Source organism: Bacillus sp. EB106-02-03-XG38 (assembly GCF_058792175.1).
The window spans coordinates 58,540-82,448 of record NZ_JBYTED010000001.1; the positions used below are offsets into that span (position 1 = coordinate 58,540).

Annotated in this window: 20 protein-coding genes and 1 riboswitch; of the genes, 16 read left to right on the plus strand and 4 right to left on the minus strand. The window is 34.4% G+C overall.

Features of this window, described 5'->3' with window-relative positions; translation table 11 throughout:
- Window positions 1–251 precede the first annotated feature (251 nt).
- The 10 genes from AC3WTI_RS00275 (at window position 252) to AC3WTI_RS00320 (ending at window position 12,144) form a co-directional block, all read left to right on the plus strand.
- Complete coding sequence (locus AC3WTI_RS00275; RefSeq protein ID WP_087955643.1) at window positions 252–896, plus strand: LytTR family DNA-binding domain-containing protein; 645 nt, start codon at window positions 252–254, stop codon at window positions 894–896.
- Between the two features lie 127 nt (window positions 897–1,023).
- Complete coding sequence (gene scpC / locus AC3WTI_RS00280) at window positions 1,024–2,538, plus strand: succinyl-CoA:acetate CoA-transferase ScpC (RefSeq protein ID WP_087955646.1); 1,515 nt, start codon at window positions 1,024–1,026, stop codon at window positions 2,536–2,538.
- 211 nt (window positions 2,539–2,749) lie between these two features.
- Window positions 2,750–3,193, plus strand: a complete 444-nt coding sequence (locus AC3WTI_RS00285) for a GNAT family N-acetyltransferase (RefSeq protein ID WP_087955648.1) — start codon at window positions 2,750–2,752, stop codon at window positions 3,191–3,193.
- 27 nt (window positions 3,194–3,220) lie between these two features.
- Window positions 3,221–3,580 carry a YunG family protein gene (locus AC3WTI_RS00290; RefSeq protein WP_087955650.1) on the plus strand — a complete coding sequence of 120 codons (360 nt, stop codon included), beginning with the start codon at window positions 3,221–3,223 and terminating at the stop codon, window positions 3,578–3,580.
- A 53-nt stretch (window positions 3,581–3,633) separates the two neighbouring features.
- Window positions 3,634–4,959, plus strand: a complete 1,326-nt coding sequence (locus AC3WTI_RS00295) for a bifunctional S-methyl-5'-thioadenosine deaminase/S-adenosylhomocysteine deaminase (RefSeq protein ID WP_142286561.1) — start codon at window positions 3,634–3,636, stop codon at window positions 4,957–4,959.
- A 144-nt stretch (window positions 4,960–5,103) separates the two neighbouring features.
- Window positions 5,104–6,732 (plus strand): peptide ABC transporter substrate-binding protein, encoded by a 1,629-nt coding sequence (locus AC3WTI_RS00300; RefSeq protein ID WP_087955654.1) that lies wholly within the window; start codon window positions 5,104–5,106, stop codon window positions 6,730–6,732.
- 313 nt (window positions 6,733–7,045) lie between these two features.
- Window positions 7,046–7,846 carry an ABC transporter ATP-binding protein gene (locus AC3WTI_RS00305; RefSeq protein WP_142305935.1) on the plus strand — a complete coding sequence of 267 codons (801 nt, stop codon included), beginning with the start codon at window positions 7,046–7,048 and terminating at the stop codon, window positions 7,844–7,846.
- A gap of 122 nt (window positions 7,847–7,968) precedes the next feature.
- A complete protein-coding gene (locus AC3WTI_RS00310; RefSeq protein WP_087955659.1) occupies window positions 7,969–8,349 on the plus strand; it encodes a BA_1872 family lipoprotein in 381 nt (126 codons plus the stop codon).
- Window positions 8,350–8,677: 328 nt separating this feature from the next.
- Window positions 8,678–10,723: a class I SAM-dependent methyltransferase gene (locus AC3WTI_RS00315; protein ID WP_097842083.1), complete on the plus strand. Its 2,046-nt coding sequence runs from the start codon at window positions 8,678–8,680 to the stop codon at window positions 10,721–10,723.
- A 269-nt stretch (window positions 10,724–10,992) separates the two neighbouring features.
- Window positions 10,993–12,144 carry a TIGR04053 family radical SAM/SPASM domain-containing protein gene (locus AC3WTI_RS00320; protein ID WP_179861197.1) on the plus strand — a complete coding sequence of 384 codons (1,152 nt, stop codon included), beginning with the start codon at window positions 10,993–10,995 and terminating at the stop codon, window positions 12,142–12,144.
- A 151-nt stretch (window positions 12,145–12,295) separates the two neighbouring features.
- Here the strand turns inward: AC3WTI_RS00320 and AC3WTI_RS00325 are convergent, their stop codons facing one another.
- Window positions 12,296–12,820: a GNAT family N-acetyltransferase gene (locus AC3WTI_RS00325; protein WP_087955666.1), complete on the minus strand. Its 525-nt coding sequence runs from the start codon at window positions 12,818–12,820 to the stop codon at window positions 12,296–12,298.
- Window positions 12,821–12,962: 142 nt separating this feature from the next.
- Between AC3WTI_RS00325 and AC3WTI_RS00330 the strand changes: the two genes are divergently transcribed.
- From AC3WTI_RS00330 to AC3WTI_RS00340, 3 genes are all read left to right on the plus strand, one after another.
- Window positions 12,963–13,661: a response regulator transcription factor gene (locus AC3WTI_RS00330; RefSeq protein WP_097842082.1), complete on the plus strand. Its 699-nt coding sequence runs from the start codon at window positions 12,963–12,965 to the stop codon at window positions 13,659–13,661.
- A complete protein-coding gene (locus tag AC3WTI_RS00335; RefSeq protein ID WP_142286558.1) occupies window positions 13,651–14,718 on the plus strand; it encodes a sensor histidine kinase in 1,068 nt (355 codons plus the stop codon). The genes AC3WTI_RS00330 and AC3WTI_RS00335 overlap by 11 nt, the downstream gene beginning before the upstream one ends.
- Window positions 14,719–14,800: 82 nt before the next feature.
- Complete coding sequence (locus tag AC3WTI_RS00340) at window positions 14,801–15,718, plus strand: M23 family metallopeptidase (RefSeq protein ID WP_097842081.1); 918 nt, start codon at window positions 14,801–14,803, stop codon at window positions 15,716–15,718.
- On the opposite strand, the gene AC3WTI_RS00345 is transcribed toward AC3WTI_RS00340, so the two are convergent.
- Window positions 15,700–16,995, minus strand: a complete 1,296-nt coding sequence (locus AC3WTI_RS00345; RefSeq protein WP_048527295.1) for an Nramp family divalent metal transporter — start codon at window positions 16,993–16,995, stop codon at window positions 15,700–15,702. The genes AC3WTI_RS00340 and AC3WTI_RS00345 overlap by 19 nt on opposite strands.
- A gap of 477 nt (window positions 16,996–17,472) precedes the next feature.
- Between AC3WTI_RS00345 and trhO the strand changes: the two genes are divergently transcribed.
- Window positions 17,473–18,432: an oxygen-dependent tRNA uridine(34) hydroxylase TrhO gene (trhO, locus tag AC3WTI_RS00350; protein ID WP_087955672.1), complete on the plus strand. Its 960-nt coding sequence runs from the start codon at window positions 17,473–17,475 to the stop codon at window positions 18,430–18,432.
- Between the two features lie 247 nt (window positions 18,433–18,679).
- Here the strand turns inward: trhO and AC3WTI_RS00355 are convergent, their stop codons facing one another.
- On the minus strand, window positions 18,680–20,155 hold the full coding sequence (locus AC3WTI_RS00355; RefSeq protein ID WP_087955676.1) for a hypothetical protein: 1,476 nt from the start codon (window positions 20,153–20,155) through the stop codon (window positions 18,680–18,682).
- Window positions 20,156–20,329: 174 nt separating this feature from the next.
- On the opposite strand from AC3WTI_RS00355, the gene panE reads away from it, so the two are divergent.
- Complete coding sequence (gene panE, locus AC3WTI_RS00360; RefSeq protein WP_087955678.1) at window positions 20,330–21,274, plus strand: 2-dehydropantoate 2-reductase; 945 nt, start codon at window positions 20,330–20,332, stop codon at window positions 21,272–21,274.
- Window positions 21,275–21,329: 55 nt separating this feature from the next.
- On the opposite strand, the gene AC3WTI_RS00365 is transcribed toward panE, so the two are convergent.
- Entirely contained in the window at window positions 21,330–21,458 is a 129-nt protein-coding gene (locus tag AC3WTI_RS00365; protein WP_000031869.1) for a hypothetical protein, read from the minus strand.
- A gap of 139 nt (window positions 21,459–21,597) precedes the next feature.
- Window positions 21,598–21,744: riboswitch (cyclic di-AMP (ydaO/yuaA leader) on the plus strand.
- A gap of 144 nt (window positions 21,745–21,888) precedes the next feature.
- Between AC3WTI_RS00365 and AC3WTI_RS00370 the strand changes: the two genes are divergently transcribed.
- Window positions 21,889–23,715: an APC family permease gene (locus AC3WTI_RS00370; protein WP_097842079.1), complete on the plus strand. Its 1,827-nt coding sequence runs from the start codon at window positions 21,889–21,891 to the stop codon at window positions 23,713–23,715.
- Window positions 23,716–23,909: the final 194 nt, after the last annotated feature.

Here is a 23,909-nt window from a genome sequence, read left to right on the forward strand (position 1 = left end):
GAATACTTTTTTATTTTATAATGCAAGTAATGTAAGAAGCAAGTTGATTTAAAGTTTATAAAAATAAAGATTTTTTAATGCTTGTGGCAATGCTTTAGTAGTTCATATTTTGATAGTGCAGAGTAACAATTATACAAGTAAGAAAATTGATAGTAATTGAAGCTAGTGAATGAAGTGAACTTGCACTACATGTAAAAGCAACAGCTGCTCGTTCATAATAGTAGTATAATAGTAAATGAGGTGTTCATACTATGGAAGATAAAACATTAGGTATACTACTAGATGTTGTTGGGGAATTATTTTCAGATGAAATATCAATCGCCGTTTCGAATACGAAAGAATATATGTACTATCGGCCAAGTAAACGAATTGATTTAAAGATTAGCGCTGGGGATCCTATTAAGGAAGGGACGATTGCTCATAAAGCAATGGTAACGAAGCAAAAAGCCTCTGAGTTTATTAACCGAAATGTTTTCGGTATTCCTTATCATGGAATGGCCGTACCGTTTTCAAATAATGGGAAGATTGAAGGGTGCGTGACGGCAATTTATCCTGCTTTAACGGATGGAAAGTCAGTCGTTACTTTAAAAACAACAGACGGATGGGTTCCGGTTCCTTTTTCAAAGGTGAAGTATTTAGAAGCTAAAGATAAAAAGACGTATGTGAATTCAGAAGAGTTAACTGGAACACATAAGTACTCGCTACAAGAATTCGAATACTTGCTACCGAAAGATTCGTTTATTAGATGTCACCGTTCCTTTATTGTAAATGTTAATCATATTAAAGCGATTTATCCTGATACGCATTCTACTTTTGTACTTTCTATGGATAACGGAGAGAGGGTACCAGTGAGTCAATCATATGCTAGCTATTTTCGTAAGCTTCTAGGATTCTAAAACTTTCTGCTTTAGAACCTAGATTTGCTGTTTTATCTGAATTTTCGGCATTGTGTAAGAAAATCCCTATTTTGACAGTGTTAATGTGTAAAATAATTATGAATATTCATTGGGAGAGGGATTACATATGGAGAATAATTTAGATAGAATTAGGGATCAACGATTCAAAGATCGAGTAGTTACACCCGAAGAAGCAGCTTCATGGATTGAAAGCGGGATGACTTTAGGTTTAAGTGGATTTACACGTGCTGGGGATGTAAAAGCAGTTCCATTTGCACTTGTAAACCGAGTTAAAAATGATAAATCTTTTAAAGTAAATGTTTATACAGGGGCTTCCTTAGGTTCGGATGTAGATAAATTATTTGCTGAGGCAGGAATTTTAGGGAAAAGATTGCCTTTCCAAGCCGATGCGACTATGCGAAAAGGAATTAATAACGGAGACTTTTTATTTGTAGATCAGCACTTATCTCATACAGCAGAGTTACTTCGTGCTGACGTTATGGATATAGATGTCGCTATTTTGGAAGCGGTTGCGATTACTGAAGACGGAATGATTATTCCAACCACTTCAATTGGAAATTCATTAGCATTCTCCTTAAGTGCTAAGTCCATTATTATTGAAATGAATATGGCTCAATCTACGCAACTAGAGGGGCTGCATGATTTATATGAACCAGGTAAACAAGGGGAAAGGCTTCCAATTCCGCTCGTAAAAACGGATGATCGAATTGGAACGATCGGTATCCCGATTGATGCTGAAAAAGTGAAGGGGATTGTGTTTACGAATCAACTGGATTCACCATCGACAATTGTTCCTCCAGATGAAGAAACTGTTATTATGGCACAACATTTAATAGAGTTCCTTCGAGAAGAAGTTAAAGTAGGCCGATTAACAAATCGTTTAGCGCCGTTACAATCTGGTATTGGTTCAGTTGCTAATGCAGTATTGCACGGCATGCTAGATTCTGAGTTTGAAGATTTAGAAGTGTATTCTGAAGTTTTACAAGATGCGGTCTTTGATCTAATGGACGCTGGGAAAGTTAATTTTGCTTCTTGCTGCTCGATCACGCTTTCTGAAGAGAAAATGCAACAAGTATTTTCTAACTTTGAAAAATATCGTGACAAATTAATGATGCGCCCGCAAGAGATTTCTAATCACCCTGAAATCATTCGCCGCCTTGGATTGATCTCGATTAATACTGCTTTAGAATTAGATATATACGGAAATGTTAACTCTACTCACGTTTTAGGCACAAAAATGATGAATGGTATTGGTGGTTCTGGTGATTTTGCGAGAAATGCACGCCTAGCTATCTTTGTTACTAAATCGATTGCAAAAGGTGGTAACATTTCAAGTATCGTTCCTTTCGTTTCGCATGTAGACCATACGGAACACGATGTAGATGTTATCGTCACTGAACAAGGATATGCGGACTTAAGAGGACTAGCGCCAAGAGAAAGAGTGGAGCTAATTATTGAGAATTGCGCACATCCAATGTATCGTAACCAGCTAAGAGTTTATTTCGAAGAAGCACAAACAAGAGGTGGACAAACCCCTCATGTTTTAGAAAAAGCTTTTTCTTGGCATACGAATTATGCTCAAAATGGAACAATGCTTGAAGCAGTAGTAGAAACTGTATAGAAGTGTAAAAATGATTCTTAAAATAATATGCTATAAAGTTTAAAAGAAATAGAACGCCAATTTTCAGGAATGGCGTTTTTTCTTTTTTAAAATTTTTACCTATTATGAAGAATTATAAAAGTAACCTCTTATTTACGGAAATAAGAGGTTTTTTGAATTAATTTTCGAAATATTTTAATAGTTTGTATATCAAAGGTGAGGAGAAAGAATCATGAAGATAAGAAAAGCATTATTAAGTGAAGCAAATAAATTAAGTGAACTCGCACTACATTCCAAAGCAACGTGGAACTATAGCGAAGAATTCATACTTGCTTGTAAGGAAGATTTAACAATTACAGAAGAGTACACAAATAATAATTTTGTATATGTTTTAGAAAACGATAATACGAAGATTGGATTTTTCTCATTTTTACGTAATGATAAAGCTCTTGATTTCCTGTACATTCATCCTCGTTACAAAGGGAAAGGGTACGGGAAAATACTTTGGGAGTATGTATTAGAAAAAGCAAATGAACTAGGAATAAAAAGTTTTACAATTGATAGTGATCCGAATGCAAAAGGGTTTTACTTGAAGATGGGAGCGCAGTTAATAGGAGAGACACCATCAACGGTTTTTGAGAATCGTTTATTGCCCCTTTTGAAATATGATGTGTAAAACAATTAATAGTAGGAGAAGCTGAAAATGGATCATATAAAGAGAAAAAGAATATATGAAGCATTAATAAAATCGTGGTCGATTGAAACAAGTTCAAAGTGGACAAGTGAAAATCCAGCAAAGGGACAGTGTGGTGTAACGGCTTTAGTCGTGCAAGATATATACGGAGGGAAAATTAAGAAGACAAAAATAGGAGAGGAGTGGCACTTTTATAACTGTATAGATGGACATAGGTTTGATTTTACAGAGACTCAATTCAATGAAAACCTGAACTATTTGGATGTGGAATCAAATCGAGAAGAAGCATTTGCAGATACAAATGAAAAACAATATAGCATTTTGAAGGAAAAGATAATGAAAGAATTGAAATTATCTTTTGACTCTTAATCTTTAATAAGTTACTATAATGGTGGTAACTTATTAAAGGGAACTTCATAGAGTTGAAAGGGGAAATACTTTTGAAAACAACTTATGTAAACGCTACAATCGTAACGATGAATGAACAAAATGAAGTGATAGAAAATGGATATATCATTGTAGAAAATGATCAAATTATAGATGTAAAGAGCGGAGAATTCGCTAATGATTTTGCAGTAGATGAAATAATTGACATGAAAGGAAAGTGGGTTTTACCAGGGCTTGTAAATACACATACACACGTTGTAATGAGTCTCTTAAGAGGTATTGGCGATGATATGTTATTACAACCATGGCTGGAGACGAGAATTTGGCCACTTGAAAGTCAGTTTACTCCAGAGCTTGCGGTCGCTAGTACGGAATTAGGATTACTTGAAATGGTGAAAAGTGGTACAACATCATTCTCTGATATGTTTAATCCAATTGGAGTAGATCAAGATGCAATTATGGAAACGGTATCAAAGAGTGGAATGCGAGCTGCTGTTTCAAGAACTTTATTTAGCTTCGGAACGAAAGATGATGAGAAGAAAGCAATCGAAGAAGCTGAAAAATATGTAAAGCGTTACTATAATGAAAGTGGTATGTTAACTACGATGGTTGCACCGCATAGTCCATATACATGTTCCACAGAATTATTAGAAGAATGCGCACGTATTGCAGTAGAAAATCAAACGATGGTTCATATTCATCTTTCGGAAACAGACCGTGAAGTACGTGATATTGAAGCACAGTACGGAAAACGTCCAGTAGAATATGCAGCAAGTTGCGGGTTGTTTAAACGTCCAACGGTTATTGCACACGGTGTAGTATTAAATGAAAATGAGCGTGCATTTTTAGCAGAATATGATGTTCGAGTAGCACATAATCCAAATAGTAATTTAAAACTAGGATCTGGTATAGCAAATGTAAAAGCGATGCTAGAAGCAGGAATGAAAGTAGGAATTGCAACAGATAGTGTGGCATCTAACAACAATTTAGATATGTTTGAAGAAATGCGTATAGCAACATTATTACAAAAAGGTATTCATCAAGATGCAACAGCGTTACCAGTTGAAACGGCTCTTACACTTGCGACTAAAGGAGCTGCTGAAGTAATCGGAATGAAACAAACAGGATCACTTGAGGTCGGAAAATATGCTGATTTTATTACGATTGACCCATCTAATAAGCCGCATTTACAACCAGCAGATGAAGTGTTATCGCACCTTGTATATGCTGCTAGTGGAAAAGATATAAGCGATGTAATTATTAACGGAAAACGTGTCGTTTGGAATGGCGAATGTATAACGTTAGATGAAGAGCGTATTATATTTGAAGCGAGTCGTTATAAACGAGGTTTACAAAGATAGGTATTTGAAAAAGCTATCCTTTTTAAAAGGGTAGCTTTTTTTCGTGAACGAATAAATATTCAAAAGAATGTCGCATCTTTCTGTTCATATTTCTGCTATAATATATAACGCTTTATAATATTTTATACTTAAGGAGAACAACTCATGAAGCGAAAAAAGAGCCATTTAATGGTAATGGCACTTGTTACATCTTTATTATTAACAGCATGTAATAATAAAGCGAATAAAAGTGATACAGAGGCAAAAAAACAAGTATTAAATGTAACAGTATCAGAAGAAATTCCTTCTCTTGATACTGCGAAAACGATGGATGGTACATCAGCACACGTTATGCAAAACATATTTGAAGGTTTATATGTATTAGATGATCAAGATCAGCCTATTCCAGCAGTAGCAAAATCGTTTAAAAGAAGTGAAGATGGTAAAAAATATACATTTGATTTGCGTAAAGATGCAAAATGGTCAAATGGAGACAGTGTGACAGCTAATGATTTTATGTTTGCATGGAAACGTGCAATTAACCGTGAAACAGCGTCTCAATATGCGTACATGCTCTTTTACGTGAAAAATGCGAAAGAGATAAATAAAGGAACAATGCCTCTTGATGAACTTGGGGTTAAAGTTATAAATGATTATAAGTTAGAAGTGGAACTCGATCAGCCAATCCCGTATTTTTTACAGCTGTTAGCACTACCTATTTATTTACCACAGCATGAATCATTTTTGAAAGAACAAGGGAAAAATTATGCATTGGAACCTAGTAATCTCATATATAATGGGCCATTTGTATTAGAGAAATGGAAGCATGAACAAGAGTTTCAATTAAAGAAGAACGTTACATATTGGGATGAAAAGAAAGTGAAATTAGACGAGATAAACTTTCAAATTGTAAAGGATACAATGACGGCTGTTAATTTATACGAGGCTGGTGATTTGGATCGGGTGCCTATTAATTCTCAATTTGTAGACAAGTATAAAGAGAATAAGGAATTACATATGTCGAGCGATCCTGGAATTGCTATGCTACGTTTTAATGAGAAAAATAATGCGTTAGCAAATAAAAAGGTGCGTCAATCTATTTCATTAGCGTTAAATAAAGAAGATTTCGTTGCTCACTTTATTAATAACGGGGCCAAGTCTGCAAGCGGACTTGTACCGGCTGGTCATATACATGAAGAGACGGGTAAAGATTTTAGAAAAGAAAACGGAGATCTTTCTCCTTATGATTTGCAAAATGCAAAAAAGATTTGGGCAGAAGCGAAAAAAGAACTGGGAGTAGACGAAGTAAACCTCGAATTTTTAACATATGAACAAGATAATGCAAAACGTATGGCAGAATATATAAAAGGTGACTTAGAAAAGCATTTGCAAGGACTCGCGATACAAATTAAACAACAGCCATTTAAGCAAAAATTACAGTTAGAACAAACAGGAGATTACGATATATCTATGGCAAATTGGGGACCAGATTATAAAGACCCAATTAGTTATTTAGAACTCTTTACGACGGATAATCAAAATAACAAAATGAATTATTCTAACCGACACTACGATGAATTAATAAAGAAAGCGAAAAGCGATTTAGTACTAGATCAGAAGAAAAGGTGGGAAACATTGCAAGAGGCCGAGGGTATTTTACTAGAGGATGCTGCGGTCGCACCGCTTTATCAAATGGGATCAGCTTACGTACAAAAGGATTATGTAAAAGGAATTGAGAAGCATCAATTTGGTGGTGTTTATACTTATAAGAATGCTTATATCACTAAAGAATAAATACAAAAAACCTTACTTATTAAAAGTAAGGTTTTTTTAACAGAGGGCAGGGAAATCCTTTGGTGGTGTTCCCGACTTGTTTAAAAATTGAATGTAATTTCTATTCTTTGTAGGGATGTAATATTGGAAAAAGAAGAATAGAAATATAGCATACATGGAATAAGGGAATGCAGTGGAGATTAGCATACAAGCATTCTCTTGCTATAACTATATTTGTTTTAATTATATACAAAAAATATTAGATTATATATTTTGTCCTTGGTATACTTAAAAGGTAATTTTGGTATTAAGATGGATTGATAGAGGTGTTTGGGTGGAATTATTTGAGTATTATAAAAAAAAGGGACGGTTTAAGTGTTTAATTGGGACAGGGATTTTTCTCTTTGGATTATATTGTCTGTATAATAGTTGGGGTGATGTTAATTGGGGAGAAATAATATTTATGGTTGTAGCTTCGTTTGTTTTTTGGGGAATTGGATTTTGGCAATTAAGAAAAGGGAATTTATTAAAAGAGAATATAGCTAAAAATGATTTGAAGTTTTGGGATATTGATACTTATGTTTTACTAGAATTACCTCAAAATAATAAACATTACGGTTTATATACTCCCGATGGGACCTATATAGTAGGAACAACTATGGTTTCAACTGATATAATTTCTTCAAAATTACCTTTTTTTAAAAACAAGCAAGTTATTGGATTGGAAGCAAAGGATGGGGAAATTCTTGCATATTTTCATAGTGAAGTTGAAAACTATGATTGGGCTATTTATGACTCAAATTATAATTGTGTAGGTATGTTTAAAGAAAATATGATACAAGGATTTGGAATGGTACGTGGTTCTTTAATGAATGAAAAAGAGATAAAACTTTCTGAAGTAGAAGTTGAATTTGATTTTTTCGAAACTTCTTTACGTACAATGGATAACCGGATATTAATAAACTGTAAAAGAGGATATATGCCTTTGGAATGGAGCGAAAGATTCGGATTGAATGTACCTATTATTAAATTAGGTAATAACATTTCTAATGCTGAAAAGATATTTGGTTTAGGGGTTCTTTTCTACATTTTAGAAACAATTAAAGTAAGAAAGAGTAGGATTTTTAATGATTAGAGTTTCAAAAATTATTTAAAAAAGAAATTGAAGAAAAGTGGTGATTCTTTTAAGCTATTGGTGTTTTTTTAATAGTTAAAGAATGAATCTTAATTCATATACATAAAAAAAGGGGAATTTTTATGAAATTACTACGTTTATTTATGATTCTTACTCTTGTTGTATTGTTAAGTGCATGCAATACAGCAACACAAGTCACAAAGGTTCAAAAAAATGGCGAAACGACTTTAAAAATTGGTTCGTTGCAAGGGTATTACGATGTGCAAACGGTTAAAGCTGAAAAAGGAAATGTGGAAATTCCTTATGAAGCAGCCGTTGAGGAAGGTACGATTTTATTGCAAGTTACAAAAGATGATAAGGTTATTTATGAAGAAGAAGTTACTTCTCAAAAAGAAGGTCTGCTTTCTTTTGAAGCGCCAAAATCCGGATCATATGATTTAATTGTACGCGTGAAGGGTGAAAAAGAGAAAGCGAAAGAAATTCAAGTACATACTAAGCTATGAAAAAACGGCAAGTGGAGTGCACCCGCTTGCCGTTTCCATTTTCAGTTGATTTTGTCACAACATATGTTTATCAATTTAAGAGGTGATCTTTCGAAATTCCTCATGAAGTTAAAATAAGAGATGAACAAAAAATATGTTACAACTTTGGCATGGTAGTAACGGAATTTATAACTCTCTTTTATATAATAAAAAGACTGGGTTTGATACATTTTTATTCGAAAGAGATGTAGATGGTAAAAAGCAAGTAGTAGTATTTAGGGGGAGGGACATAAGGTGATGTTCTTTTTGGAGAAGGTGTCTTAGACCTTACTACAGATATTGATTATATATGGGGGTAAATAAGTTGAAAAACATTGAAATTCTAAATAAATACATTGAAGGGTTTTCGGATACTCTCCCTACGTGGTTAAAGTATTTAATTGAGGCAGAGGAGATACATCAAAACTATGAGAATGTACAAGTGCTTGGAACATTAAAAACAGATGCGGTGTTGTACTATGTACACCGTACGCTACAAGTGTTAGATGGACTGCCTTTAGATGAAGAAGCGTATCGTATTATTGAAAAGGTACTAACGTATAGTGAGCTTGCAAAGGTAGGATCTTTAAAACAGCGGGAGCAATGGAAGAAAAACGGGATTAATCTATTCGTACATAACGAGGGTTCTGCTGATATTTTTAGTGATATTCAGTTTATTGGACGTGTAGAGACAAACTTAAACTCTACTGAGTATTTGTTTATTCGAGATTTAATTAGAACACATGGATTAATTGGGCAGTATATCCGCGGGGAGGCTCGTTTGGACTCTCATGTTGATTTAATTAACACATATAAAGAAGAATACGGAGACGTTAGGTTAAAGGAGATTCTATACTATCTTAACCAGTGTATTATTGAGGGTGTATCAAAAACTTTGTGGAGCGAAGTAAAGAATGATGTGAAGATTACAATTGATGGTCTGTTTGATGGTTATGTGGAGCCATTTACTTCTCGCATACATAGACTCACGCCAAAACATAAGGAGTCAGTATTTGAAAAAGATATAATTATGGGGAGCGAGAAGAGTGACTTTCAAACATTCTTATCTGATAAGGATTTGTGGTATGTAGAACCGTCTATGCATGCCCTTAGCTTTGAGGATATTTGGACAGTGTTTGTTATGTTAAAGAATGAGATAGGCACTAGAAAGATTCAGCATATACATTTCGAGAAATTGATGCAGCAGTTGCACTATGATTTCAAAGGTGAGAAAAAGGACAACGTGTATCGTAAGCGGGTTATTGAGAAGTATCTACGGGAGTATCGTGAGAACGAGAAGCCGAATACAACGCATGTTTCTTTTAAGGTGAAAGTCGATGAAGATATGAAGACTGCGTATGTGTCGTTTCAGTTTTCAGCTGTAGGTGAGGCGTTAATTACCTTCTGTGTAGAGGCAGAAAAGATAGATATGATGCATGCTCGGGCAAATGTATTGCTCTTTGATTTCTTCGGGTTACGTAAGGATGCATATGATAGATTCCATAATGAAGAAGTGTATCTGGAGCATATGAATAGCTCAGCTGATGATAAACGGATTATTCTTGATTATATAAAGGGAGATACGATTGTAGATGTCGGAGCCGGTGGCGGTGTCATGTTAGACATGATCGAAGAAGAGACCGAGGACAAACGAATCTACGGTATCGATATTTCTGAAAACGTAATTGATACGTTGAAAAAGAAGAAGCAGAACGAGGGGCGTTCTTGGGACGTCATTAAAGGGGATGCAATCAACTTAAGCAGCTCGTTTGAAAAAGAATCGGTTGATACGATTGTATATTCTTCTATCCTTCATGAGCTGTTCTCTTATATCGAGTATGAAGGTAAGAAATTCAATCATGAAGTAATTAAAAAGGGGCTGCAGAGTGCTTACGAAGTGTTAAAGCCAGGAGGTCGTATTATCATTCGTGATGGCATCATGACAGAAGATAAAACGTTAATGCGTGTGATTCATTTTAAAGATGCAGGTGGAATGAAGTTCTTAGAGCAGTATGTCCGTGAATTTAAGGGGCGCATAATCCAGTATGAGGTACTTGCAGACGATACAGTCAAAATGCCTATTAACGATGCAATGGAGTTCTTATATACGTATACATGGGGCGAGGATTCCTTCGTTCACGAGGTGCAAGAGCAGTTTGGAATATTTACGCCAAACGAATATAAGGATTTCGTAAAGGGTATCTTTGGAGATAAAATAAACATCGTTCAAGCTATGAACTATTTACAGGATGGATATACACAACATCTTAGCGAGAAAATCGAGTTTAAAGATGAGTCTGGCAATGTGGTTGCGCTACCGGATAGTACATTCTTTATGGCTTTAGAAAAGAGGTAATGATGTTGAAAAAATTTAAAAATACAATTTTAAAAAACTTAATTTAAATTTGATGAGTTGAAGAAAGCCGCGATGTTAATAAAAAGTTGTGTAGTTTTGCCCCTTTAGATAATTTAGTCTAAAGGGGTATTTATATTAAAAAAGAGATTCTGTAATTGTTGAAGAGGAAGGTAGAAACATTAGATCAACAGCAGGGTAAGAAGAGAGTTATTTGTGATGCATCTCACAACATAAATACATATATAACTTTACAATTAGAATATCAATTTATGGGAGGGTTAATATTGATAAATCTTGATTTTAATGAAAATCCATTTATTGTAATATGGGAGTTGACAAGGGCATGTCAATTAAAATGTCTGCATTGTCGTGCAGAAGCACAGTATCATCGTCATCCTCTAGAGCTAACATTCGAAGAAGGAAAAAAACTAATTGATGATATATATGAAATGGAAAATCCAATGCTTGTATTTACTGGTGGAGATCCATTAATGCGTTCAGATGTATATGATATTGCGGAATATGCAGTGAAAAAAGGTGTTCGAGTATCTATGACGCCAAGTGCCACCCCGAACGTTACGAAAGAAACGATTCAAAAAGCAAAAGAAGTAGGACTTGCTAGATGGGCATTTAGTTTAGATGGACCAACAGCTGAAATACACGATCATTTTAGAGGGACAGAAGGGTCATTTCAATTAACGATGAATGCGATTCGTTATTTGCATGAATTAAAAATTCCTATTCAAATTAATACTGTTGTTTCTAATTATAATGTGGATGTACTTGAAGAGATGGCAGTATTAATAGAAGAATTAGAATGTGTACTCTGGAGTATATTTTTCTTAGTTCCAACAGGGCGAGGTAAGGAAAAAGATATGATTTCACCAGCTCAACATGAAAGGGTATTCCGTTGGCTATATCAGCTTAGTAAAAAGGTTTCTTTTGACATTAAAACAACAGCTGGTCAGCACTATAGACGTGTTGTGATTCAAGAAAAAATGAAAGAACATAAAAAGGAAAATCAGGTCATTCAATATCAGGATGTATTGATGAATGGAACAACGGGGCGAATTGATGGGCTTGGGCGTGCTCCAAAAGGGGTGAATGATGGGAACGGTTTTGTATTTATTTCTCATATTGGAGATGTATATCCAAGTGGGTTATTGCCGATTAAAACTGGGAATATTAGAACAACATCGCTAGCTGAAATCTATCGAAACTCCCCTGTTCTTCAAAACCTTCGTAATCCTGACAATTATAAAGGAAAGTGTGGTGTTTGTGAGTTTCGATATATTTGTGGGGGATCTCGTTCTAGAGCATATGCAATAACGGGAGATTACATGGAAAGTGAACCTTTCTGTGTATACATTCCAAAAGCATTAAGAAAACAGAAAAAGAACGTAAAAAAGGGAAATGAGTAAGAATATGCTCATGTCCCTTTTTTAAATTATATAATTTATTGTACTGATGATCTAAGAAATGAAAAACGCTCGCTTTCCTATCTTTCGTTAAAGATCCACTATCCTGATTCATTATGCTGAAACGAGTTTTTACGCATAATTTCTATTAAACTCATTTTAATAAAGAATAATAGTTCGTGTCATAGGGGATATCATCTTGATACATATAATTTTTAAGAACTCCTTCTTTTTCAAACCCTAAATTTAATAGCACTTTATTAGAAGCTTCATTTTCAAGAAATACAATTGCACCAATACGCTTTAAATGAATGGTATGGAAACCGTATGATATAACTTCAGAAACAGCTTCAGTTGCATATCCTTTTCCCCAGTGTTCAGGTAAAAAGGCATAACTTAAATTGGCCCGTTTATGCTCAGAAGACCAATCGTGAAAACCAATTGTTCCAATGAGTTCTTTCTTGCTTTTTAATTCGATTCCCCATTTTATACCGCTTCTTGCATTGTAACTCAACTTAAAGTTATGAATGATTTGTTTCACTTGATCAATATCCTGTAATGGTTTTTGGCCATAATAGCGCAGTACGTCAGTATTAGAAAAGCATTTTAGTATACTTGGTGCATCTTCTTCGGTAAGTTCTCGTAGAATGAGTCGGTCGGTTTTCAATATAGGAAACATGGTTTCACTCCATTTCTTCTGAAACTTGAATGTGTTGTTATTATATAATCTAGTCTGAAAATAAAGATTATTCAAGTGGGAAGTACGGTTTTAATTTATGATAAAATTGATTGTGGAATATATTTCAAAAAGAGGTTTGTATATGGAGAAGAATTCAATTTTAATTGTAGATGATGATCAAGATATTGTTCGATTTGTAAACGTGAATTTAATGCAAGAAGGTTTTAAAGTTTTTAGTGCTCATAATGGAGAAGAGGCTTTAAAAATAATAAATAGTAACAGAATTCAACTTGCCATTTTGGATATTATGATGCCACAAATGGATGGAATAGAATTGTGTAGAAGGATTAGAGAGAAACATAGTTTACCAATTATGTTTTTAAGTGCGAAATCATCGGACGTAGATAAGGTAATAGGATTTAGTACTGGAGCAGATGATTATATTGTGAAGCCGTTCAGTACAATTGAATTTATAGCGAGAGTGAAAGCTCAATTAAGAAGATATACATATTTCAATCAAAATGCTGCCCAAGAAATAGAAAAGAAAATAAACATTAGAGGTTTAGAAATAGATGAAGTGTCTAGAACAGTAATGTTATATGAAGAAACAATCAATCTTACGAGAACTGAATATGATATTTTGCACTTAATGGCCGCTGCAAAGAATCGTGTATTTACTATTGAAGAAATATATGAGAGTGTTTGGAAAGAAAGGGCCTATGAAAGTAATAATACAGTAATGGTTCATATTGCAAGATTAAGAAATAAAATTGAAGAGAATCCAAAAGAGCCGAAGTTTATTCAAAATGTTTGGGGAGTCGGATATAAAATTGAAGATTAAATCATTACAAGGTATTAGAGCTAAGTTTTTTATCGCATTCATATGTAGCATTATGTTAGCAACTGTAAGTATAATAGCGTTTCAAATTGTAGTTGGAAATATATATAGTCAAGTTACCAGATTAGAGGAAAAATATTCATTGTTATATTTAATAGCTTTTTTAACTTTTACTACAATATACTTTGCATTCATGACAAAAACAATGATGAAAAGATTATCTGAAATTAACAAGAGTGTAAAGCAAATAAGTAGTGGTAATTTGGAAATACATATACCTATTTCAAAAAATGACGAGATTGGTGAATTAGCAGCGAATGTTAATAGAATGGCTAAAAGTTTAAAAGAGTCTATTGAAAATGAAAAAAAATCGCAGGAAACGAAAAATGAAATGATTAGCAATATTTCTCATGACTTACGAACACCTGTAACATCTCTAATCGGTTACGCGGACCTGTTAGGAAATCAGCTTCATTCAAATAAAGAAGAATGTGAACAGTATGTAAGTATATTAAAGCGAAAAAGTTATGAATTAAAAAATCAAGTAGATGATTTATTAGAATATTGTCAAATAAATTATAGGGAGATTGAATTACATAAAAGTGTAGTAAATATGAAAGCGTTCATTGAACAAATCATGATTGATTTTGTACCACAACTAGATGATGCCGATATGAGCTTTTGTATTAATGGTGATAAGGAGTTACATGTGGAAATGGATGTAGCACTTATGGTGAGGCTGTTCGAAAATGTAATTAGTAATAGTATTATGTACGGGAAAGACGGAAAACAGATTTTGATTCAAATTTCTAAAAGAGACCTGAATGTTGAAATAGAAATAAAAAATTTTGGACAATATATTCGGGATGAGAACCTTCCTTACGTTTTTGAGAAGTTTTATCGTGGTGAAAAATCACGTAGCTCTCATACGGGTGGAAAAGGAATGGGACTTGCAATTGCGAGAAGTATAGCAGAGCTTCATAAAGGGGATATTACTGTGCGCAGTAACGAGAAAGAAACTGTTTTCACCATCGTTTTACCACATTATAAAGAATTGTAAGAAAGTCGTAAGTATTTCTTTTATATGTCGTAATTTTTACTTCGTATTATGTAGAACAAAGATATGAGAGTGGGGATACAACGTGTGGAAGAAATATGTATTAATAATTTTAGTTGCGTTTTTAATTATAAGTTGGAGTGTAGTTTATTTAGCTAAAGGTTTTATATCAGTCATTTTTTGGTGGAGTATACAAGCCTTTAGCATAGTATCAATCTTTATTTTGATAGGGACAGTATTACTATTTGTGTGGAAAGGCGTTTTCAGAAAGCGAATAGATAGACCGCTATTCTTCATCGTTCTTTTCTCTATAATGGGAGCTTGGCCTTTAGGGTGGTTTGCTAACATAGGGGGACTTGCTTACCCAGCAGATGTACATTCTATGAACCCTAAAGCAGTAGTTCGCTTTCCTTTGAATGAACGAGCATTAGTGGGCTGGGGCGGTGATCGATTAGAAACGAACTATCATGTTATAAAACCAAATGAACGCTGGGCATATGATATTCTTATTCCGCCTGCTGAAGTGAAAAGTAGTAAGTTAGAGGACTATGGAATATATGGAGCGGAAGTAATGGCACCAGCTTCTGGAACAGTTGTATCTATCAATAATGATGAAAAAGATGTAGTTTCAGGAGAGGATGATTTTCAGTCAATGGCGGGGAATCATATTTATATACGACTAGATGAATCAGGGACATTTTTGGTTCTGGCCCATTTAAAGAAAGGATCAATTAAAGTGAGGGAAGGTCAACATGTAAATGAAGGAGAGGTTCTTGCTCAAGTCGGTAACTCCGGAAGTTCAAGTGAGCCGCATTTGCATATTCATCATCAAAGGCAGGATCCATCCAAAGTGAGCATTTTTCTTTCGGAAGGATTACCACTGTACTTTCGAACTGAGAAAGGCGCGATAATGCCGGAAAGAGGTACATACATAAGTGGTAATGAAAAAAGGTATTCCAGTATTATTGGAATACCCTTTTTTCATTACCCAACAAAAGTTTGATACAGTAAGAAAATATTTAAAATGATAACCAGTGCAGCAATGATCCAAGCGATAAAGGTTGTTATGCGGTGATTAACGAGCGCACCCATAATTTTTTTACTGCTTGTAAACATAATAAGTGGTACTAACGCAAAGGCAATACCGAATGATAAGACGACTTGGCTCATGACTAGAGCGTAAGTTGGATTTACACCTAAAGCGATAATAACTAATGGTGGAATCATTGTAATAAAGCGGCGTAAGTATAACGGAATATGCATTCGAATGAAACCTTGCATAATAATATCACCTGACATTGTACCGACAGAAGAGCTAGATAGTCCTGCTGATAAGAGCCCAATTCCAAATAAAGCAGCTGATACAGGACCGACTAAAGTACTAAACTGGTTAAAAGCAACATCAAGGTCTTCAACATGCAAGCCGTTTTTAAAGAATAGTGCAGCTGCTACTATTAACATACTTGCGTTGATTGCTCCAGCGATAACCATTGCGATAATAATATCAATAAACTCGAAGCGGAAAATCTTTTTCTTTTGTTCATCATTTGTTCCGACTACGCGGCGCTGTGTTAAGGCGGAATGTAAATAGATTGCGTGCGGCATAACTGTCGCACCTAAAATTCCTGCTGCTAGTAATATACTGTCTACACCTTGGAATTTTGGAATGAAGAGCCCAGAAAGTAGAGGACTTAATTCCGGTTTTGCATAAAAGACTTGTACACCAAAAGCGATAACAACGATGAAAATCATTCCTGTTATGATAGCTTCTAATGGACGAAATCCTCTGCGTTGAAACTCAAGAATAATAAATGATCCAACTGCTGTAATTAAAGCGGCAGGTAGCATCGGAATTCCAAATAATAAATACAATCCGAGTGCTGCCCCGATAAATTCAGCTAAATCAGTAGCCATAATAACGAGTTCACCTTGTATCCATAAGCCGATGGATACAGGTTTTGGGAAGTTTTCGCGAGCTATTTCAGGAAGGTTTCTGCCTGTAGCGATTCCTAATTTAGCTGATAAAGTTTGGATTAATACAGCCATTAAATTAGAAGCGAGAATTACCCAGAGTAATAAATATCCATATTGTGATCCAGCAGCAATATTTGTCGCGAAATTGCCAGGATCAATATAAGCGACTGAAGCGATGAAAGCAGGACCTAAAAAGGGTAATAGTCTTTTTAAACCTTTCGTTTGTCCGCTTAATGCTAAATGCGCTGATTGAACAGTTGTACTTTGAGAAGGGACTTGTTCATCTTTTGATATATCTTTATTCATAGTCGTTTTCCCCTTTAAAATGTTAACATGATGAAATTATTGTATTTATTCTTACGCATTATTTCAATACATTTAAATGTATTGGTGATACTTTTATTTGAACATAAATGTTTCCTTAGTGCAAATTATATGCCTTTACGCAATGAATGGTGTGACGATGTGAAAAGCTTTTGGAAGTTTATGGTTTCTAGATAAGGGGGAAGATAATAAATTAAAGGGCTATTTTTGAAATTTATGTGAACATAAAGCCGATAATATAGCATATTAATTGATGGAATTGCATTTGTATGATATATAATATATTGGGATTGCAACATAACCATAGTGTTTTGGTGTGTAATCTTGTTTTTATTTTTGTTAACTGATAGAAAATAGTATAAAGAAAAGAAAATGGGATTCATTTTCTTATTATATATGTTTTGATATGAACGTTAACTTATACATGATTTTAAAAATTAGATAGGTGGTAGAAATACATTGGCAACTACAAAACCATATAGAGTATTACTATATTACATGTACACAACAATTGAAAACCCAGAAGAATTCGCGGCAGAGCATTTAGCATTTTGTAATTCACTTGAATTAAAAGGTAGAATTCTTGTAGCAAAAGAAGGTATTAACGGAACTTGTTCTGGTACTGTAGAACAAACCGAGAAATACATGGAAGCGATGAACAACGATCCACGTTTTGACGGTATCGTATTTAAAATAGATGAAGAAGAGGGGCATGCATTCAAGAAAATGCACGTGCGTCCTCGTCCAGAATTAGTTACACTTCGTCTAGAAGATGACATTAACCCACACGAAGTTACTGGTAAGTATTTAGAGCCAAAAGATTTTTATGAAGCAATGAAACAAGAAGATACAGTTATCATTGATGCACGAAATGATTATGAATTTGATCTAGGTCACTTCAAAGGTGCAATCAAACCTGATATTGAATCATTCCGTGAATTACCAGATTGGATTCGCGAAAATAAAGAAGTACTTGAAGGCAAAAAGATTTTAACTTATTGTACAGGCGGAATTCGTTGTGAGAAGTTCTCTGGTTGGTTAGTTCGTGAAGGTTACGAAGATGTAAGCCAGCTTCACGGTGGTATTGTAACGTACGGTAAAGACCCAGAAGTACAAGGTGAGCTTTGGGATGGACAATGTTACGTATTCGATGAGCGTATCGCTGTACCAGTAAACCAAAAAGAACATGTTATCGTTGGTAAAGACCACTTCTCAGGTGAACCTTGTGAGCGCTATGTAAACTGTTCAAATCCAGAATGTAATAAGAAAATTTTATGTTCTGAAGAAAACGAAGCGAAATATTTACGTGCATGTTCTCATGAATGTCGTGTAAGCCCACGTAACCGCTACGTAATACAACATGAATTAACTGAAGAGCAAGTAGCTGCTGCATTAGAGAAAATCGAAGCAGGGAAGTAAGCTACATTAGTGTAAAAAAAGTACTCCAAATTTTAGTTTGGAGTACTTTTTTCTGATATGTTTTTTGTTAATTTTTGTCGGTAAGTCGATATATCTTAAAAATCGCTGATATACTTTGAGTTGCGCCGATATATTTGAAAAATTGCTGATATATTTCGAGTAGCGGTGATATAATCGAAAAATCGCCGGTAAAAATTTCATTTACTGAAACGCGTACTACGTATTTGTAATTTGAAAGTAACTTTCTTTACTTCTCCTCATCTTTCTCTTTCACAGCAGAAAGTACAGTTTGTTTTACCCATGCTTTTCTTCGTTTATGTTGTAGACTCCATTGGTATAAACTTTGCGCACCTAAAATAAGTGAAATGACGATGCCGCTAATTGCTATTAAAAGTGCGAAAAATTCAAGTGGCGATGATATTTTGTTTGAATTGGTGTTTCTTAACAAATCAATCATAGTAAACCCTAACATTTGGCCTACTACAGAGTAGAGCGTTAAAATTAATAATAATAGGCTATCTTTTTTGGAAGCGACATTTTCTTGATATTTAAATAAACTATCAAGATTTTGTTTTGCATTTGAGTATAGTATCTCAATATTAAAAAGCTTTCTTAAGCGAAAGAAAATATCTTCACTTTGTGACTGGGATACTAGCTCTAAAGAAAAGTAATTCGCTGTAAACGAATTGATTGAATAAATTAATTTCTCTATTTCATTTGTATCTTGTTCAATGTTTAGTTCAGCATAAGCGTTTGCCATTTTTAATAAAACAATCTTATGAAATAGATTTAATAATAAAGCGTAATAAAACTCCCCATACATTTGACTCGCAAGTTTAGTAAATCCGCGTTCTCCTTCATTTGTTACACATGTGAATATATGTTCTTCCATTATGAAATAGCGATTTGGAGCCCATCTTTGGTAAGCGTGTTGTTTTAAATAACCATGAATATAAGGCAGATTATTTGCACTCACATATGCATTACCATCACTTGTTAACCCGGAAAGGCTAGAAGTGCGATAAACATCCACTTCATTCAGTTCCATATCTTCTTTTATAGATAACAAAGTTTGAACGTACATTCTTTGGTCTTCAAAGAAAGGAAAGGTTTGAAAGTAAGAGCTTCTTAATCTCTTCTTCTCAAAGAAATCTGTTACGCCATGAAATAAGTAACCAAAAATGAATCTTTCCACTTGGGAATACTTTTTTCCATTACATTCAATACAAATAGTCTCGTTTGTATCATTTTTAGTTTCAAGTACACGGAAACGGGCGGCGAATTCAATCGCTTCTGATAATGTCATGTTTGGAGTCGTTTCTACTTCTGTCCGGATTGTTAAGAAGCCAAGCTCATAAGGACAAAGGGTTACATCAATAGAATGAATCTTGAATGGAACGGAAATAAGATTTGTTGTTAAATGTCCAGTTAAGTTAAGGTCTTTAGAATAGCGCTGCAATCCTTTTTGATGCTCTGAGTGAGGAAAGAGAATTTTATTTGTAAATGAAAGATAGTATGCTTCCATATTTTGATGTGAAACTTGAAACTTTCCGTAGTATGTATTTTCATTTTCAAGATGATCGAGTCGAAAAGGATGAAAATCATTTTTCTGTAAGAAAGGGAACATATTTTGTTCATATCCAGTTTTAAAAGAAAACGGGAATATGAATTGAAATATGGCTGTTGTTACATCTTTTTCCTCGATTGTTTGTATTGCCTCCATTTACATTGTTTCCTTTCATATATGCTATAAAAACAACATGCCCAAATTTATTTGAAAATAACCACTGTTTTATACTTGATTGAGTATGAAAATTCAGCTTATTTAGTAGGGGACATGTATAATGTTATGTATACTAAAAGTTATAAAATTGTATTTTGAAAAGGGGGATGTTGTATGCGTATTTTAGTATTAGGGGCTGGAGGCGTTGGAGGATTTTTTGGTGGCCGATTAGTCGAAAAAGGAGAAGATGTTACGTTTCTTGTTCGTAGCAAAAGAAAACAGCAATTAGAGGAAAAGGGACTTGTTATTCGTAGTGTTAACGGGGATTTTTCCTTCCAACCGAAATTAATAACGAAAGAAGATAGAACTTCTCCGTTTGATGTTATTCTATTTTCAACAAAAGCGTATCACTTAAACGATGCAATTCAAGATTTGAAGCCGTTTGTAGGTGAAAATACTGTAATTATTCCACTACTAAATGGTGTTGCTCATGTATCACTATTACAAAAAGAATTTGGTGAAGAGAAAGTGATCGGCGGTTTATGCTTTATTGAGACGACGTTAAACGATCAAGGAGAGATTGTACAAACGAGTGCTGCTAACAGACTTGTATTTGGAGAAATGAAGTCTCAAGATTCAGAGAGAATACAGCATATTGCTAAAGCATTTGCAGGTACGAAATCTAGTTTTGTTTTAAGTGAAAATATTACGCAAGATATGTGGCATAAATATTTATTTATTACTGCAATGTCAGGCGTGACAACATTAATGCGTGCACCGATAGGACCGATTCGTGAAAGCGAAGGTGGCCGCGATTTTATCCGAAATTTATTTGAAGAGTGTGTGCAAATTATGAAATATATAGGGGCACCAGTTAAGGAAGATATTGCCCAGGAACATATGAAAACAATTGATAAAATTTCGTATAATATGAAGTCATCGATGCAGCGGGATATGGAAAAAGGTGCGTCTATTGAAGGGAAGCACTTACAAGGATACTTACTAGATGTAGCAGAACAATTTTCTATAGAAGCACCGTTATTGGGTGCGGTATATCAAAATTTAAAGGTGTATGAAGAAATGACCTTTAACAAATCAGCAATAGAATTGGATGTATGAAAAAATAAAAAAGAAAGCAATATATAAGTGTATTGCTTTCTTTTTTTATGACAACTTATTTATTTCTTTTCGTTCTATCTGTCAAATTTATTTCCTGTTCACGTTTACCGTATAATTGATTAATTTCATTTGCTAATGCATCTAAATAGGAATCGGAAAAAATAGGCTTCTTTTCTTTAGACATGTAGGTCTCCTTTATCGATTTTTTAGTATTCATTATGTATATTTACCGGCGGATTATGCGCAATCATTTAAATTTTTTCTTTTTAAAAATTTTTGTTTACATTTTGAAAATAAAGGAGTATTATAATCCACAGTTTCAATTTTCTAAATCGCTGAAACCGCATGGTGCGGGGGACCCGTTCTTATGGATTAGTTCTTAATCCAATGGGGTGAATCCTTGAAAAAGGTAGGGCTACTCATAGGCCCGAATCCGACAGCTAACCTCGTAAGCGTTATATTGAGAAGGAAGGTGGAGCTTGTGCGACAAAAAATATAATGTCTACAAGTCTATTTCGTTATGGCTTGTAGACATTTTTTGTTTTCTGAAGAAATCGTTTATCCGCTGTAACTAGCAGAAAAGTTCGTACAAAATTATTGGAGAGTGGACAGCAGTGGTTTCATCTATCAAAAAGTTTTTAATTGGAAGGCCGTTAAAATCAACTGAGTTAGGAGAGCAAAAGCTTAATAAAACGAAGGCGCTAGCCATATTATCTTCTGACGCATTGTCATCGGTTGCATACGGACCGGAGCAAATTTTAATTGCTTTAGCAGGTCTTGGGGCAATAGCTTATTGGTATTCCATTCCGATAGCTGTTGGGGTATTAGTGTTATTAACTGCTCTTATTTTATCTTATCGACAAATTATTTTCGCTTATCCGCATGGCGGAGGAGCGTATGTTGTATCAAAAGAAAATTTAGGGATGAATCCAGGGTTAATAGCTGGAGGGTCTTTATTAGTCGATTATATTTTAACTGTTGCAGTAAGTGTATCAGCGGGTACAGATGCTCTTACATCAGCTTTTCCTAGTTTACATGCACATAATGTAATCATTGCGATTATATTTGTTATATTTATTACTATTTTAAATTTAAGAGGGGTAACGGAATCGGCTTCCGTTTTAGCATATCCTGTTTATTTATTTGTTCTAGCACTATTTATATTAATTGGTGTAGGTATTTATAATATTATAACGGGTCAAGTTTCACCGACATTACACACGCCGATTGGAACGCCAGTTGCAGGGATTAGTTTGTTCTTACTGCTACGAGCATTTGCATCGGGTAGTTCAGCTTTAACAGGTGTTGAGGCGATCTCTAACGCAATTCCAAACTTTAAAGATCCTGCACCAAACAATGCAGCGAAAACATTGCTTGCAATGGGTGCATTACTTGCCGTTTTATTTTCAGGAATTGTCTTTTTAGCTTATTATTACGGGATTAATCCAAGTAAGGAAGTAACGGTTGTTTCACAAATTGCTGAACAAACTTTTGGGCGTAATTTCATGTACTATTTCATACAAGGTACAACTGCTTTAATATTAATTCTTGCTGCTAATACAGGTTATTCTGCATTTCCACTATTAGCAGTTAACCTTGCAAAAGACAAATTTATACCGAGAATGTTTATGATTAGAGGAGACCGCCTAGGATACTCAAACGGAATTATTATACTTGGAATCGCATCAATTATTTTAATTGTAGCTTTCCAAGGACAAACAGAACATTTAATCCCGTTATATGCAGTGGGTGTATTTATTCCGTTTACCCTTTCTCAAACTGGTATGGTATTAAAATGGATTCGTGAAAAGCCTGAAGGATGGGCTTTACGATTAACGGTCAATTTAATAGGTGCAGTCATTAGTTTTATCGTAATGAGTATGTTCTTTTTAACTAAATTCGCACAAGTTTGGTCGATCCTTATTTTCTTACCTGCAATCATATTCCTGTTCCACCGAATTAAGAAGCATTATGATGCAGTAGGCGATCAATTAAGTTTAAAAACTTGTGAGAGAATTGTTCCGATTGAAGGAAATGTAATTGTCGTTCCTGTGGCTGGTATGACACATGTGGTAGAAAATTCGTTGAACTATGCGAAGTCTCTTTCAGCAGATCAAGTTATCGCTGTATATGTTGCTTTTGACAGAGAAGAGGAAAAGAAATTCGAAGAGAAATGGAAGAAGTGGCAACCTGAAGTAAGACTTGTTACGTTACATTCTCATTATAGAAGTATTCTACAACCGCTAACAAAGTTTATTGATACAGTGCAATATAAAGCGAGTGAATCAAATTACCGAGTGACTGTAGTTATACCACAGTTCATTCCGAAAAAAGGTTGGCATAACATTCTTCATAATCAGTCTAGCTTACTCATTCGTGCATATTTACTCTATAAAAGAAATGTTGTTATCACGACAGTTCCATATCATTTGAAAAAGTAAGAAGATTTTTTAAGGATAGCTTCATGAAAGTGAAGCTATCCTTTTTGTGTATACGCTATGCATAATTGCATATGAGTCTAAAAGATATATTGATATAACTTTTGTATCTGTGAATAAGTAGGGGTTTTTGTTGTGATATATGGATATTTCAATTGAGAAAGTGAAGCGGATTATATTTTGAAATAAGGACAGGA